Source organism: Cognatilysobacter bugurensis, assembly GCF_014652095.1.
Lineage (GTDB): Bacteria > Pseudomonadota > Gammaproteobacteria > Xanthomonadales > Xanthomonadaceae > Cognatilysobacter > Cognatilysobacter bugurensis.
The window spans coordinates 538,314-554,157 of record NZ_BMYD01000001.1 but is presented as its reverse complement, the minus strand read 5'-3'; the positions used below and the strand labels follow the sequence as shown (position 1 = coordinate 554,157).

At 68.0% G+C, this 15,844-nt stretch carries 10 protein-coding genes; 6 read left to right on the top strand and 4 right to left on the bottom strand.

The genetic code is table 11. The features are described from left to right. Positions 1-33 precede the first annotated feature (33 nt). Genes kynU through IE075_RS02645 form a run of 5 tightly spaced genes read left to right on the top strand, consistent with a single transcriptional unit; the run spans position 34 to position 5,408 of the window. Entirely contained in the window at positions 34-1,308 is a 1,275-nt protein-coding gene (gene kynU, locus IE075_RS02665; protein WP_189453026.1) for a kynureninase, read from the top strand. Continuing rightward, entirely contained in the window at positions 1,298-2,674 is a 1,377-nt protein-coding gene (locus tag IE075_RS02660; protein WP_189453024.1) for an FAD-dependent oxidoreductase, read from the top strand. The genes kynU and IE075_RS02660 overlap by 11 nt, the downstream gene beginning before the upstream one ends. A gap of 4 nt (positions 2,675-2,678) precedes the next feature. Continuing rightward, entirely contained in the window at positions 2,679-4,121 is a 1,443-nt protein-coding gene (gene sbcB, locus IE075_RS02655; RefSeq protein WP_189453022.1) for an exodeoxyribonuclease I, read from the top strand. Between the two features lie 8 nt (positions 4,122-4,129). Further along, positions 4,130-4,813, top strand: coding sequence for a TIGR02453 family protein (locus tag IE075_RS02650; RefSeq protein WP_189453019.1), 684 nt, complete (start codon positions 4,130-4,132; stop codon positions 4,811-4,813). A 1-nt stretch (position 4,814) separates the two neighbouring features. Next, a complete protein-coding gene (locus tag IE075_RS02645; protein WP_189453016.1) occupies positions 4,815-5,408 on the top strand; it encodes a DUF2939 domain-containing protein in 594 nt (197 codons plus the stop codon). Here IE075_RS02645 and IE075_RS02640 read toward each other — a convergent pair. The 4 genes from IE075_RS02640 to IE075_RS02625 all read right to left on the bottom strand — a co-directional run bounded on the left by IE075_RS02640 (position 5,405) and on the right by IE075_RS02625 (position 13,626). Then, entirely contained in the window at positions 5,405-6,313 is a 909-nt protein-coding gene (locus IE075_RS02640; protein WP_189453014.1) for a 5'-nucleotidase, read from the bottom strand. The genes IE075_RS02645 and IE075_RS02640 overlap by 4 nt on opposite strands. 45 nt (positions 6,314-6,358) lie before the next feature. Next, complete coding sequence (locus tag IE075_RS02635; RefSeq protein WP_189453012.1) at positions 6,359-7,153, bottom strand: NAD kinase; 795 nt, start codon at positions 7,151-7,153, stop codon at positions 6,359-6,361. Positions 7,154-7,307: 154 nt separating this feature from the next. Next, positions 7,308-12,302, bottom strand: a complete 4,995-nt coding sequence (locus tag IE075_RS02630; RefSeq protein WP_189453010.1) for an NAD-glutamate dehydrogenase — start codon at positions 12,300-12,302, stop codon at positions 7,308-7,310. Positions 12,303-12,465: 163 nt separating this feature from the next. Beyond that, on the bottom strand, positions 12,466-13,626 hold the full coding sequence (locus IE075_RS02625; protein WP_189453008.1) for an acyl-CoA dehydrogenase family protein: 1,161 nt from the start codon (positions 13,624-13,626) through the stop codon (positions 12,466-12,468). 177 nt (positions 13,627-13,803) lie between these two features. Here IE075_RS02625 and htpG point away from each other — a divergent pair, with 177 nt between their 5' ends. Continuing rightward, positions 13,804-15,708, top strand: a complete 1,905-nt coding sequence (htpG, locus tag IE075_RS02620; protein ID WP_189453006.1) for a molecular chaperone HtpG — start codon at positions 13,804-13,806, stop codon at positions 15,706-15,708. Positions 15,709-15,844 lie beyond the last annotated feature (136 nt).

Genomic DNA, 15,844 nt, shown 5'->3' with positions numbered 1-15,844 from the left:
GACGCGCCGCATGCCCCTGCATTCGCGATGACGATGACCGACTTCCAAGACGACACCCGCGCGCTCGCGCTCGACGCCGCCGACCCGCTCCACGCCCTGCGCGACGAGTTCCTCATCCCGCGCCACCACGACGCCGAGATGGCGTATTTCGTCGGGAACTCGCTCGGGCTGCAGCCGCGTGGCGTGCGCGAATGCATCGACGAAGTGCTCGGCAAATGGGCGACGCAGGCCGTCGAGGGCCATTTCACCGCCCCCGCGCAGTGGATGACGTACCACGAGCTCGTGCGCGGCTCGCTCGCACGGCTCGTCGGCGCGAAGCCAGTGGAAGTGGTCGCGATGAACACGCTCACGGTCAATCTGCACCTGATGATGGTGAGCTTCTACCGTCCGACGAGCGAGCGCCCCGCGATTCTCATCGAAGCCGGCGCGTTCCCGTCGGATCGGCACGCGGTCGAATCGCAGATCCGCTTCCACGGCTTCAATCCGGCGACCGACCTCATCGAAGTCGAGCCCGACGAGCCCGGCGGCACGCTGTCGATGGCCGCAATCGAGCGCGCGATCGAAACGCACGGTGCCCGCCTCGCGCTGGTGCTGTGGCCTGGCGTGCAGTACCGCACGGGACAGGCGTTCGACCTCGCCGCGATCGCGCAGCTCGCGCGCGCCCAGGGGGCCGCAGTCGGGTTCGACCTCGCACACGCGGTCGGCAACATCGAGCTCGCGCTGCATGACAGCGGCGCCGACTTCGCGGTGTGGTGCCACTACAAATACCTGAACTCCGGCCCGGGAGCGGTCGCCGGTTGCTTCGTACACGAACGACACGCCGAAGCCGACGTCCCTCGGTTTGCGGGTTGGTGGGGACACGACCCGCGCAGCCGGTTTGCGATGGGCCCGCAATTCGTACCCGCGCCGGGTGCGGATGGCTGGCAGCTCAGCAATCCGCCGGTCCTCGCGCTCGCGCCATTGCGCGCGTCACTTGTGCTGTTCGACCGCGCCGGAATGCCGGCCTTGCGTGCGAAATCGCAGGCGCTGACCGGATACCTCGAGACCATGATCCGCGAGCGCCTCGCAGACACCTTGCAGGTGCTCACGCCGCGTGAGCCGGCGCGCCGCGGCTGCCAGCTCTCCTTGCGCGTGCATGGCGGGCGCGACGCCGGGCGCGCGCTGTTCGACCACCTGGCGGCGCACGGCGTGCTCGGCGACTGGCGCGAACCCGACGTGATCCGCATCTCGCCCGCGCCGCTCTACAACACGCACACCGACGTGCTGCGCTTTGTGCGCACCGTGGAGGACTGGCGTGATGGCCGCTGACGGCGAGCGCATCGAGCGCCGCATCACGATCATCGGCGCCGGGCTCGCCGGCGCGGTTCTCGCGACGCTGCTCGCGCGTCGCGGCTGGCACGTCGACGTATTCGAGAAACGCGGCGACCCGCGGGTGCAGGGCTACGCAGGCGGGCGATCGATCAATCTCGCGCTTGCCGAGCGCGGCCGGCACGCATTGCGACTGGCCGGCGGCGACGATGCGGTGATGGCGCAGGCGGTGATGATGCGCGGCCGCATGGTGCATTTCGCGGACGGCCGCACCGACCTCCAGCGCTACGGCCGCGACGACAGCGAAGTGATCTGGTCGGTCCACCGCGGCGAGCTCAACGTGATCCTGCTGGATATCGCGGAGCGCGCCGGGGCGCACCTGCACTTCGACCGTGGCCTCGAGTCCGTCGATTTTCCCGGACGGCGCGCGACGTTCCGCGACCCGCGGACCAACCTCACCGAGACAGTCGATTTCGCGTCGCTCGTCGGGGCGGACGGGGCAGGCTCCGCGCTGAGGGCGGCGATGAGCGCAGAGGTCGACCTCGGCGAGCGCACCGAGCACCTCGGCCATGCGTACAAAGAGCTGGAGATCCCCCCCGCGCAGGACGGCGACTTCCGCATCGAGCCGAACGCGCTGCACATCTGGCCGCGCGGCCGCTACATGTGCATCGCGCTGCCGAACGACGAGCACACGTTCACCGTCACCCTGTTCCTGCCGAACGAGGGCGAGCCGAGCTTTGCGACCGTGCGCAACGGCGCCGACGCGCGCGCGCTATTCGAGCGCGATTTCCCCGATGCGCTGCCGCTGATCCCGAACCTCGAGCACGATTTCGAGCACCACCCCACGGGCATCCTCGCGACGCTCTATCTCGAGCGCTGGCACCTGGCCGACCGCGCGGTGCTGCTGGGCGACGCCGCACACGCGATGGTGCCGTTCCACGGGCAGGGCATGAACTGCGCGTTCGAAGACTGCGTCTCGCTCGCTGAGCACCTCGACCGGAACCGCGACCGCGAGGCCGCATTCGCCGAGTTCCAGGCCGAGCGGCTGCCGAATGCGCGCGCGATCCAGCAGATGGCGCTGGAGAACTACCTCGAAATGCGCGACCGCGTCGACAACGACGACTACCTGCTGCAGCGTGATCTCGAGCGTCGCCTGGCGGAGCGCCACCCCGACCGCTTCGTGCCCCGCTACACGATGGTCTCGTTCCGACGTGTGCCCTATGCCGTGGCATACGAACGCGGAACCGTGCAGCGGGAACTGTTGGTCGAACTCACGCGTGGGCACTCGAGCCTCGACACGCTCGACTGGGACCGCGTCGATGCGCTCGTCCGCGAGCGCTTGTCGCCACTCGCCTCGAACAGCTGATCCGATGGCGGGCAGCTTCCTCTTCTACGACCTCGAAACGTTCGGGGCCGACCCGCGGACGAGCCGCATTGCGCAGTTCGCGGCGATCCGCACCGACCTCGACCTCAACGAGATCGAAGCGCCCATCAACGTGTTCGTCAAACCGGCCGACGACCTGCTCCCCTCGCCCATCGCGACGCTGATCACCGGCATCGCGCCGCAGGACGCGCTGCGCGACGGCATGACCGAGGCCGATGCGTTCGCGCTGATCTTCGACGAGATGTCTCGGCCCGAAACCTGCACGCTCGGCTACAACTCGCTGCGCTTCGACGACGAGTTTGTTCGCCACGGGCTATTCCGCAACTTCTTCGACGCCTACGAACGCGAATGGCGCGGCGGCAACTGCCGCTGGGACCTGCTCGACGTGATGCGGCTCGCGCACGCGCTGCGGCCCGACGGCCTCGTCTGGCCGAAGCGTGCGGACGGCAAGCCCTCGTTCAAGCTCGAACACCTCGCCGAAGCCAACGGCGTGCGCGAGGGCGATGCGCATGAGGCGCTTTCGGACGTGCGCGCGCTGATCGGCCTGGCGCGCAAGCTCAAGGCATCGCAACCGAAGCTCTGGGCCTACGCGCTGCGGCTGCGCGACAAACGCTACGCCGGCACGCTGCTGGACGTGACCTCATTGACGCCCGCGCTGCATGTCTCGCAACGCTTTCCGGTCGACCGCCTCTGCGCGGCGCCGGTGGTTCCGCTCGCGCGCCACCCGTACATCGACAGCCGCGTGATCGTCTTCGATCTCGGGCAGGACCCCACGGCCCTGCTCGAGTGCAGCGCCGAGGAGATCGCCGACCGCCTTTACACGCCGACGGCGGACCTGCCGGAGGGCGAGACCCGCGTTGCGCTCAAGGAAGTCCACCTCAACCGGTGTCCAGCGCTGATCGCGTGGGACCACCTGCGCCCGCCGGACCTCGATCGGCTGGGCATCGACGCGGACGCGGTGCTGGACCGCGCGGCACGCCTGCGTGCGGCGGGCCCGGCGCTTGTCGAAAAGGTGCGTCGCGTCTACGGCGCGGAGCGCGCGCGCGCGCCCTGCGATCCCGACGCCTCGCTCTACGACGGATTCATCGCCGAAGGCGACAAGCGCCTGCTGCGCGAGGTTCGCTCGACGCCGCCGCAGGCACTGCGCGGACGTGCGTTCGCGTTTCGCGATCCGCGCCTGCAGGCGCTGTTGTTCCGTTACCGCGCGCGCAACTGGCCGGACACGCTCGACGCCTCCGAGCGCGCCGACTGGGATGCGTATCGGCGCCGGCGCCTGTGCGAAGACGGCGGGCTGTCGGAGTGCACGTTCGAGCGCTTTAATGGTGAGATCGCCGCGCTTCGCGTTGCGCATGCGCACGACGGTGGCAAGCTCGCGTTGCTCGATCGCCTCGAAGCCTGGGGTCGCGAGCTCGAGTCGCAGCTGGCCTGACGGAGCCGATGGGCGCCTATTTCACCGAACGCAGTTTCCGCTTCCTTCGCTCGCTGGCGCGCAACAACGAGCGCGCGTGGTTCAACGCGAACCGCGCCGATTACGAAGCGCACGTGCGCGCGCCGTTCCAGCAGTTGCTGGTTGACCTGCAGCCGGTGCTCGCATCGGTGAGCCCGCATTTCCGCGCGGACCCGCGCAACGTCGGCGGCTCGCTCTACCGGATCCAGCGCGACGTGCGCCGGTATGCCGACAAGGCGCCGTACAAGAGTTGGCAAGGCGCAGAGCTGTTCTACGAACGGCGCCACACCGCGGCGCCGTCGTTCTTCATCCACCTGCAGGACGGTGCGTCGTTCGTCGGCGCGGGGCTGTGGTATCCCGAACCCTCGACCATGCGCAGGGCGAGGCAATTCATCGTCGATAACCCGTCGGGCTGGCGAGCAGCCGCGCACGGGGTAGCGTTCCGCGACCGCTTCGTGCTGGACGACCGCAGCATGCTCGTCCGCGGTCCGCGTGGGTTTCCGGCCGAGTTCGAGTTCGCGGACGACCTGCGGCGCAAGAACCTGCTCGCCATGCGCGCCGTCGACAATGCAGGCATGACCGCTGACGACCTGCTCGCGCAGATCGAACGCGACCTCATCGTGCTCACGCCGTTCGTCGATTACCTCTGCGCGGCACTCGACTTGGAGTTCTGAGATGAAGAAGTGGCTGCTGATCGCCTTTTTCGCATTCGCCGCGATGGTCGCCTGGATCGGCGCAGGCCCGTTCCGGACCATGGATGCCATCGGCCGCGCGGTCGAGCGCGGGGATACGGCGGAGCTGTCGAGGCACGTGGATTTCCCGGCCTTGCGCGCCAGCATCCGCGCGCAATTCGACGATTACCTCGTGCGACGCGCAGGTGCCGATGCGCAGGCAAGCCCGTTCGGCGCGATCGCGCTGCGCATCGCCGCGGCGGCAAGCGGCGGCGTCGTCGAGGCGCTCGCGACGCCGGCCGGCATCGGCCTGGCGCTGCAGGGACGCGACGTCTGGCATCGCGTGAGCGGCGGCGGCATCTCGCCGCAGGACACGTATGCGCACGTGCCGCCTGAGGATCTGCTTGCCGATGCGAGCTATCGCTTCGAGTCGGCGTCACGCTTCACCGCGACGGTCCCGAACCGCGACGGGGCTCCGGTCGTGTTCGTGCTGTCGCGCGACGGGCTGCGCTGGCGCGTTACCGACGTGCGGCTGCCCCTTGCAGCGCTCGATCCGACGCTTCCGGCGCCCAGCGGATCCGCACGCGAAGCGCGCTAGCTGCGGTTTGCGACGCCGTGCGGCACGTGGCCCGCGGCGACGTGCCCTCGCGCGGAGACGATGTTGTGCTCGGAGTCGTCGAAGAAGATGTCCGCGCCAAACGCGTCCAGGAACGGGCCCTTCGCGCGACCGCCGAGGAACAGCGCCTCGTCGAGCCGGATGCCCCAGTCGCGCAGCGTCCGGATGACCCGCTCGTGTGCGGGCACCGAGCGCGCCGTCACGAGCGCGGTGCGGATCGGCGCATCCACACCGGTCGGAAACGCGGCCTGCAGGCGGTGCAACGCATCGAGGAAGCCGCGGAACGGCCCACCCGATAGCGGCTCGCCGGCGCGGGAACGCTCGTGCTCGGCGAACGCCGCCAATCCGCCTTCGCGTGACACCCGCTCGCCCTCGTCATCGAAGATCACCGCGTCGCCGTCGAAGGCGATGCGCAGCTGGTCGAAGCGGTGCTGCGCGGGCTTGGCCGGCAGCAACGTGGCCGCCGCCACGCCGGCGGCGAGTGCGCTGCGCACGTCTTCGCCGTTGGCCGACAGGAACAGGTCGGCGCCGAATGGCCGGATGTACGGATACGGCGCGGCGCCGTTGCTGAAGGCCGCGCGCTTGATCGACAAACCGTGGTGGGCTATCGAATTGAAGATGCGCAGGCCGGTGTCGGCCGAGTTGCGCGAGATGAGGATCACCTCGACGTGCGGCGCCTCGGGCGGCGCGTCGCGGTTCAGGCCGAGCAGCTTGCGTACGAGCGGGAACGCGATGCCCGGTGCGAGGACGTCGTCCTCGTGGCTGCGCTGATAGGCGGCGTACGCGTCCAGCCCCTCGCTTTCGAACAGCACATGGCTGTCCTCCATGTCGAAGAGCGTGCGCGAGGAGATCGCAACGATCAGGGGGTCGGCATCACGGTCGGGCATGGTCGATATTGTGCCCGCTGCGGACGCATGCGATGCGACCGCGCATCAGCCGCTGATGAACTGCTCGGCGAGCATGCGCTCTTCGAGGTTGTGCTCGGGATCGAACAGCAACGTGACCGTCCGGTCCTGCGACTCGCGGATGCGCACCTCGACCACGTCGCGCACTTCATGGGAGTCCGCGGTTGCGCTCACCGGACGCTTGTACGGATCGAGCACGCGAAAGCAGATTTCCGTGTCCGCGCGCAGCACCGCACCGCGCCACCTGCGCGGTCGAAACGCGGCGATCGGCGTCAGCGCGATCACGTTCGTGCCCAGCGGCAGGATCGGGCCGTGGGCCGAGAAGTTGTAGGCCGTGCTGCCGGCGGCGGTTGCCACCAGCACGCCGTCGCAGATGAGTTCGTCGAGCCGCGTCTGGCCGTTGAGCTCGATGCGCAGGTGCGCCGCCTGGCGCGTCTGACGCAGCAATGAAACCTCGTTGTACGCGAGCGACCCCATGGTCGCGCCGGACTCGGTGTGAGCGACCATTTCGAGCGGACGCAGCACCGCGGGTTCCGCGGCGTGGATGCGCTCGACGAGGCCGAGGTCGGCGACCGTCGCGCCGTCGCGCTGGTGGTTCATCAGAAAGCCGACGGTGCCGAGCTTGAGCCCGAACACCGGTTTGCCGTGCGTCCCGTGGCGGTGGAGCGTCTGCAGCATGAAGCCGTCGCCGCCCAGCGCGACGAGCACGTCCGCGTCCGCGGGCGCGTGGTCGCCGTAGTGGTCGGCGAGTTCCTTGCGCAGGCGCTGCGCGTCTTCGGCGGGGCTGGCAAGAAAGGCGAGACGGGGCGACGTCGCGGTCATCGGCGGCTCCGGTGGCATGGACCGAGGATAACCGCGCGCGGCGACGGGGATGTGGCCGCGATGTGCAGGCATCGCGGCGTCTCCAGGCAGCCGTCCGCGTGCGCCGCAATCTCCGCGCACGGCGTGAACCGTGCGCGGAGGGGATCACAACGCATCAGGCGCCGTGCGCGCCGAGCTGTGCGAGACGGCGCACGGCCACGGAGACCGTCGGGTAGTCGAGCGTCTTCTGGCTGTGCATCTCGGTGAGCATCGACATCGTGAACCGCAGGTTCGCGTCGTCGCGGCCAAGCCACGCTTCGATCTTCGCTTCGGTCGGCTTGCGGCCGCCGTCGGCGAGGATCTCGCTCACCAGCGCGCGCTGCTGGCGGCTGAGCTCGTCGCGCAGCGCGCCACGAGCCAGTGCCTGCCAGCGCCCGTCGACGGGCAGCGCCTCGATCTGCTCGTAAAGCCACGGCAGATGCAGTGCGGCGCCCAGCGTGAAGTACGCCTTCGCGATCTCCGCCGGGGCCAGCTTGCGGGCATGCGCGACCTCGACGATGTCGCAGCCGAACTCGAGCAGCGGAAGCGCGGCAAGCTCGATCGCCAGCGCGTTCGGCATGCCCTTTTCCTTCCACTCGCGCAGGCGGGCGTCGTACGCGGTGCGGCGCGCGTCCGACAGCGTCGCCGGCACGGCGTCGCGGACCGCCTGCAGCCCCTGGCCGTAGCGCGTCATTGCATCGGTGATCTCCGGCAGTCGGCCGGGACGCGACAGCAGCCAGCGCGAGATCGTCCGCATCAGGTGCCAGATCGTCTGCAGTGCGTCGAGCTGCGCGGACTCGGCGACCTTGCCGTCGAGCGCGTCGATCTGCGCCCACAGCGCGCGCGCATCGAGCGCCTCGCGGCTGATCGTGTACGCCTCGGCGACCTCGGCCGGGGTGCGGCCCGTGTCTTCCGTCATGCGCAGCGCGAACGTCGCGCCCATGCGGTTGACCATCGAGTTGGTCACGGCCGTCGCGATGATCTCGCGCTTGAGGCGGTGGCCCTGCATCGCCTTCGCGTACTTCTCCTGCAGCGGCACGGGGAAGTAGCGCACCAATTCCTTCGACAGGTACGGATCCTCGGGCACGTCGGAGTCGACGAGCTGCTGGAACAGCACCAGCTTCGCGTAAGACAGCAGCACGGACAGCTCCGGGCGCGTCAGGCCCTGCCCGCGTGTCTTCCGCTCGGCGATCTCCGCATCGGACGGCAGGAACTCGATCTGTCGATCGAGCAGCCCCTGCTGCTCCAGGCTCTTGATGAAGTGCAGCTTTGAGCCCAGACGCGTGACGCTCATCCGTTCCATCAGGCTGATCGCCTGGTTCTGGCGGTAGTTGTCGTTGAGGACCAGGTCCGCGACCTCGTCCGTCATCGACGCGAGCAGCGTGTTGCGCTCATCCAGCGTGAGCTTCTTCGCGCGCACCTGCCCGTTGAGCAGGATCTTGATGTTGACTTCGTGGTCCGAGGTGTCGACGCCGGCCGAGTTGTCGATGAAGTCGGTGTTGAGCAGCACGCCGTGCTGAGCCGCCTCGATGCGGCCGAGCTGCGTGAGGCCCAGGTTGCCGCCCTCGCCCACCACCTTGCAGCGCAGCTCACGCCCGTTGACGCGCAGCGCGTTGTTCGAGCGATCGCCCACGTCGGCGTGCGTTTCGCCCGTGGCCTTCACGTAGGTGCCGATACCGCCGTTCCACAGCAGGTCGACTGGCGCCTTGAGGATCGCGCTCATGAGTTCCGGCGGGCTCATCGCCTCGACGTCGAGGTCGATGCCGAGCGCGCTCTTGATCTCGGGCGAGAGCGGGATCGACTTCGCCGACCGCGCGAACACGCCGCCGCCTTCGCTGATGAGCGCGGTGTTGTAGTCCTCCCAGCTCGAACGCGGCAGCTTGAACATGCGCTGGCGTTCCTTGAACGACACCGCTGCGTCCGGGTTCGGGTCCAGGAAGATGTGGCGGTGGTCGAACGCCGCGAGCAGGCGGATGTGCTTGCTGAGCAGCATGCCGTTGCCGAACACGTCGCCCGACATGTCACCAATACCCACGACGGTGAACGGCTGCTTCTGCGTGTCGCGACCCATCGAGCGGAAGTGGCGCTTGACCGACTCCCACGCGCCGCGCGCGGTGATGCCCATGCCCTTGTGGTCGTAGCCGACCGAGCCGCCGGATGCGAACGCATCGTCCAGCCAGTAGCCGTGCTCGCGCGCGATCCCGTTCGCGATGTCCGAGAACGTCGCCGTGCCCTTGTCGGCCGCAACGACCAGGTACGGGTCGTCCCCGTCGTGACGCACGACGTCGCGCGGCGGAATCACGTTGCCGGCGCTGTCGAGGTTGTCGGTGATGTCGAGCAGGCCGTTGATGAAAATCTTGTAGCAGGCAATGCCTTCGGCCTGGATCGCGTCGCGATCGCCAGCCGGCGGGCGCTTGACGAAGAACCCGCCCTTCGAGCCGACCGGCACGATCACGGTGTTCTTGACCATCTGCGCCTTGACGAGACCCAGGACCTCGGTGCGGAAGTCCTCGCGACGGTCGGACCAGCGCAGGCCGCCGCGTGCGACCGGGCCGAAGCGCAGGTGGATGCCTTCCACGCGCGGGCTGTAAACGAAGATCTCGCGGTACGGGCGCGGCTTCGGCAGGTCCGGCACGAGCGAGGAGTCGAACTTGTAGCTGATGTAGCTGCGCTGCGTGCCGTCCGCGGCGTTCTGGTAGTAGTTCGTGCGGAGCGTCGCGTCCACGACGCCGATGAAGCTGCGCAGGATGCGGTCCTCGTCGAGGCTCGACACGCGGTCGAGCAGCCCGAGGATCGCCGAACGCGTCGCGGACACCTGCGCCGCGCGCTTGCCGGACCGCGCCTCGATCACGGGTCTGACGGCTGCGAGCAGGGCTTCGTCGCCGCCGGCCAGAGACTTCAGCTGGCTCGTGAAGCGCTCGACCCCGGCCTTGATTTCGGCCTTCGTCTCGCTGCCGGTGCCGGGGTGGAACCGCGCTTCGAACAGCTCGACGAGCAGGCGTGCGAGCAGTGGGTAACGTGCCAGCGTCGCCTCGACGTAGCTCTGCGAGAACGGCACGCCGACCTGCAGCAGGTACTTGAGGTAGCCGCGAACCATCGCCACTTGGCGCCACGACAGGTTCGCGGCGAGGACGAGGCGGTTGAAGCCGTCGTTCTCGGCCTGGCCCTGCCAGATCTTCGCGAACGCCTCCTCGAACTGCTCGTCGACCGAGTCGATGTCGCGCTCGGGCCCGACCACTTCGACCTCGAAGTCCTGGATGTACACCGGTACGCCGTTCGCAACTTCGATGCGGTACGGGTGCTCGGAGATCACGCGCAGGCCCATGTTTTCCATCATCGGCAGCGCATCCGACAGCGGGATGTCGTCGAACTGACGATAGAGCTTGAAGCGCAGGCCACCCTCACCCTGTCGGGCGCGGCACAGGCTCAGGCGCAGGTCGTCCGGACCCGTCAACGCGGCGAGGTGTTCGACGTCGGTCGCAGCGACCTGCGCTGACACGTTCTCGATATAGCCGGCCGGCAGCGCCTTGCCATAGAGGTTCGCGAGCGCAAGGCCGCGCTGTTCGCCGTGCCGTGCGATGAGCTGTTCGCGCAGCTCGTCCGCCCAGTTACGCACGATCCCCGCGAGCTCGGATTCGATTGCGGCGTTGTCGACGTGAATCGCCTCGCCCGAGGTGGGGCGCACGATCAGATGCAGCTGCGCGAGCGGAGATTCACCGAGCACGACGCTCGAATCCACGCGTTCGCCATGCAGCACCCGCTTGAGCATGTGCTCGATGCGCAGGCGCACGTCGGTGCTCATGCGCTCGCGCGGAATGTAGACGAGCGCCGAGAAGAACCGGCCGTAGCGGTCTCGGCGCAGGAACAGGCGGCTGCGCACGCGCTCCTGCAGGCCCAGGATGCCGGTGACCGTGCGGTAGAGCTCTTCCTCGCTGGACTGGAACAGTTCCTCGCGCGGCAGCGTCTCGAGGATGTGGCGCAACGCCTTGCCGCTGTGGCTGTTCGGCGCGAGACCGGAGCGCTGCATCACGTATTCATGGCGCTCGCGAACGATCGGGATGTCCCACGGACGACGGTTGTACGCGCTCGAGGTGTACAGGCCGAGGAAGCGCTGCTCGCCGACGGGCTTGCCGGATTCGTCGAAACGCAGCACGCCGATGTAGTCCATGTAACCCGGACGGTGCACCGTCGAGCGCGCGTTCGTCTTGGTGAGGATCAGTGCATCGACGGTGCCGGACTGCTCCACGGCGTGTGCAGCCAGCGACGTCAGCAGACGCGGCTTACCGACATCCTTCGACTGCAGCAGACCCAGGCCGCTGCCCTCGAGCGCGCAGAGCACCTCGTTGCGTCCGTCCTTCGCGACCTCGTACTCGCGGTACCCGAGGAACGTGAAGTGGTTGTCGGCCGCCCAGCGCAGGAACTCCTGCGCTTCTCGGCGCGCGTCATCGTCGATCGGAAGCGGCCGCTCGCCGAGCTCCTCCGCGATCTCGAGCATGCGTTGGCGCATGGGCGCCCAGTCGCGGACAATCGCTCGAACGTCAGCTAGAACGGCCTCGATCGCCGACTGGATCTCCGGCATCTCGTCGCTGCTCTGGCGGTCGATCTCCAGATGCATCAGCGATTCGCACTCGCCGCCCCCGACCTCGAGCAGCTTGCCGGCGCGGTCGCGGCGGAACGCGATGACCGGGTGGCCAAGCACATGCACGCCAATGCCGCGCTCGGCGAGCGCCATGGTCACCGAGTCGACGAGGAACGGCATGTCGTCGTTGACGACCTGAAGAACAGTGTGCGGCGACTCCCAGCCGTGCGTCGCCTGGCTCGGATTGAACAGGCGCACGCGCGCCGCGCCGGGTTTGCGGGTGCGCACGAACTCCAGGTAATCGGCGGCAAGCGCGGCCCACGCGTCCGCGTTGTGGTGCGGCAGTTCGTCGCCCGACATGCGCTTGTAGAAGGCGCGCGCGAAGGTTTCGACCTCCGCGTGCTGCGGCTTCGGCGTGCGCTTGCGCAGCGCATCGAGGATCGGGTCCAGCGCGACCGATTCACGCGCGGCCGCTTCAGCTGCAGCGGTGCGACGGGCAGGCGCCTTGCGGACGGCGGCCTTGGCGGACGAGGTCTCGGATTTCGGGCTCATGGGAACGGGCAGTCCAATGGAAGAGGCCCGCGCTTTCGCGCAGGCCGTCGAGGATGTCAGAGGGGGAGATACGCCGGCGTATGCACGCCACCGGGCCGCATCGCGCCCGATGCCCGTTCACACGGGCCGGCGGGCAGCGGGGCGGCGCAGCGGCGCATCGGGATCAGCGCAGACCGGTCTCGTTGCGAGCGATCACCAGGCGCTGGATCTCGCTGGTGCCTTCGTAGATCTCGGTGATCTTGGCGTCGCGGAAATAGCGCTCGATCGGCATTTCCTTCGAGTAGCCCATGCCGCCGTGGATCTGCAGCGCCTGGTGGGTGATCCACATCGCCGCTTCGGATGCCACGAGCTTTGCGATCGCGGCCTCGTTTGAGAAGCGCGCGCCGCCATTGTCGAACTGGTGTTTCTGCCACGCCGCGCGAAGCGTCAGCAGCGTCGCTGCGTCGAGCTTGCACTTCATGTCGGCGATCTTCGCCTGCGTCATCTGGAACGCGCCGATCGGCTGGCCGAACGCCTTGCGTTCCTTCACATACTCGATGGTCGCCTCGTAGGCCGCGCGCGCGATGCCGATCGCCTGGCTCGCGATGCCGATGCGACCCGCGTCGAGCACGCTCATCGCGATCTTGAAGCCCTCGCCTTCCTGGCCGAGCACCTCGTCCGCGCGGACCACGTAGTCGGTGAACTCGATCTCGCAGGTCGCCGACGCGCGGATGCCGAGCTTCGGCTCGGTCTTGCCACGGTGGAAGCCTTCGCGCGTCGTGTCGATCATGAACGCGGTGATGCCGCGCGCGCCCTTCTCCGCGTCCGTGACCGCGAACAGCACGATGTACTTCGCGACCGGGCCCGACGTGATCCAGCTCTTCTTGCCGTTGACGACGAACGTGCCGTCCGCCTGTTTGGCGGCCTTGCAGCGCATCGCGGTGGCGTCCGAGCCGGACTGAGGCTCGGTCAGCGCGAACGCGCCGATCTCACGGCCTTCGGCGATCGCGCGCACGTAGAGCTGCTTCTGCTCTTCGGTGCCGAACTTCAGGATGCCGTTGCAAAACAGCGAATTGTTGACCGACATGATCGTCGAGTGCGCCGCGTCCGCGGCCGCCACTTCAACCATCGCCAGCACGTAGGAGATCGGGTCCATGCCCGCGCCGCCGTACTCGGCCGGCACTTCGATGCCCATCAGGCCGTTCTCGCCCAGCGTGCGCATGTTCTCGAGCGGGAAGTCGCCGGTGCGGTCGTGGTGCTCGGCGCTCGGCGCGATCTTCTCCTGGGCGATGCGGCGGGCCACATCCTGGATCATCAACTGCTCTTCGGTGAAGCCAAAATCCACGTCGGCACCTCGTGCGGGTCATCGATGCAATAACCGCGGATTGTAGCCGTTCCTGCGGTCGAGCCGTGTGGCGGCGGCGCTCGATTTTCGCCGCGAGGCGCTTGAATTCACTTCCCGGCGCCCCCAACTGCGCGCGGTCGGCCGCTGTGCGCGGCCCGTTATCGAAGGAGCCCGACCATGTCCGTGGAGACCCGCAAGGAAACCCTCGGCTTCCAGACCGAAGTCAAGCAACTGCTTCAGTTGATGATCCACTCTTTGTATTCGAACAAAGAGATCTTCTTGAGGGAGCTGATCTCGAATGCCTCTGACGCCGCCGACAAGCTGCGCTTCGAGGCGATCTCGAAGCCGGAATTGCTCGAAGGCGACGCCGAGCCCCGCGTCCGCGTGAGCTTCGACGCCGACGCGAAGACGGTGACGATCGACGACAACGGCATCGGCATGAGCCGTGAGGAGGTCATTGCCCACCTCGGCACGATCGCGAAGTCCGGCACCGCCGACTTCCTCAATGCCCTGTCGGGCGACCAGCGCAAGGACTCGCAGCTGATCGGCCAGTTCGGCGTCGGTTTCTATTCGGCGTTCATCGTCGCGGACCGCGTCGAGGTGTTCACCCGCCGCGCCGGCGCGCCCGCAGCCGAAGGCGTCCACTGGTCGTCCGCCGGCGAAGGCGAGTTCGATATCGAGACGGTGGAGAAGCCCGGGCGCGGAACCCGCGTGGTGCTGCACCTCAAGGAGGACGACGTCGGGTTCGCCGACGGCTGGCGCCTGCGCGAGATCGTCAAGAAGTACTCCGACCACATCGGCGTGCCGATCCAGATGCCGAAGCAGCACCACGGCGAGGACAAGGACGCACCGGCCGAGCCCGAGTGGGAGACCGTCAACCGCGCAAACGCGCTGTGGACCCGGTCACGCAACGAAGTGTCAGAAGACGAATACAAGGCGTTTTACAAGCATGTCTCGCATGACTTCGGCGACCCACTGACCTGGAGCCACAACAAGGTCGAGGGCAAGCTGGAGTACACCTCGCTGCTGTACGTTCCGGGCCGTGCGCCGTTTGACCTGTACCACCGCGAGGCCGCGCGTGGGCTCAAGCTCTACGTGCAGCGCGTTTTCATCATGGACCAAGCGGAGCAGTTCCTGCCGCTGTACCTGCGCTTCCTCCGCGGCGTCGTCGACTCGAACGACCTCTCGCTCAACGTGTCGCGCGAGATCCTGCAGAAGGACCCTGTCATCAGCTCCATGAAGAGCGCGCTGACCAAGCGCGTGCTCGACATGCTCGACAAGCTCGCCACGGGCGAGCCGGAGAAGTACGCCGAGTTCTGGAAGCAGTTCGGACAGGTGCTCAAGGAAGGCCCGGCCGAAGACTTCGCGAACCGCGAGCGCATCGCGGGCCTGCTGCGATTCGCGTCGACGCACAGCGGCGGCGAGGCGCAGGACGTCTCGCTCGCCGACTACGTCGGCCGCATGAAGGACGGCCAGACCAAGGTCTACTACCTCACTGGCGAGAGCCCGGCGCAGGTGCGCAACAGTCCGCACCTCGAGGTGTTTCGCAAGAAGGGCATCGAGGTGCTGCTCCTCACGGACCGCATCGACGAGTGGCTGATGGGCTACCTCACGGAATTTGACGGCAAGTCGTTCGTGGACGTCGCGCGCGGCGATCTCGACCTCGGCGCGTTCGACACGGACACCGACAAGCAGGCGCAGGAAGAGGTCGCGAAGTCCAAGCAGGGCCTCGTGGAGCGGCTCAAGGCGGCGCTCGGCGACGACGTGGCCGACGTGCGCGTCTCGCACCGCCTGACCGAATCGCCCGCCGTGCTCGCGCTTGGCGAGCAGGACATCGGCCTGCAGTTGCGCCAGATCCTCGAGGCCAGCGGTCAGGCGGTGCCGGAGTCGAAGCCGGTGTTCGAGATCAACCCCGAGCATCCGCTGATCGGCCGCCTTGACGCACAGACCGACGCCTCGCGCTTCGACGCCCTCGCTCGCGTGCTGTTCGACCAGGCGGCGCTCGCGGCCGGCAACGGCCTGAAGGACCCGGGCGCGTACGTGCGTCGCCTGAACGACCTGCTCGTCGAACTCGCAGGCTGATCCCGCCACGTGCGGCGACCTGAAGCCCGCGGCAACCGCCGCGGGCTTTTTCGTGTCCGGGAGCCACCAACACGCACTGCGCGCTTGACCGCTCCGCCACACAGCCCGACACTTATCGCTATATCGCGATAAACAC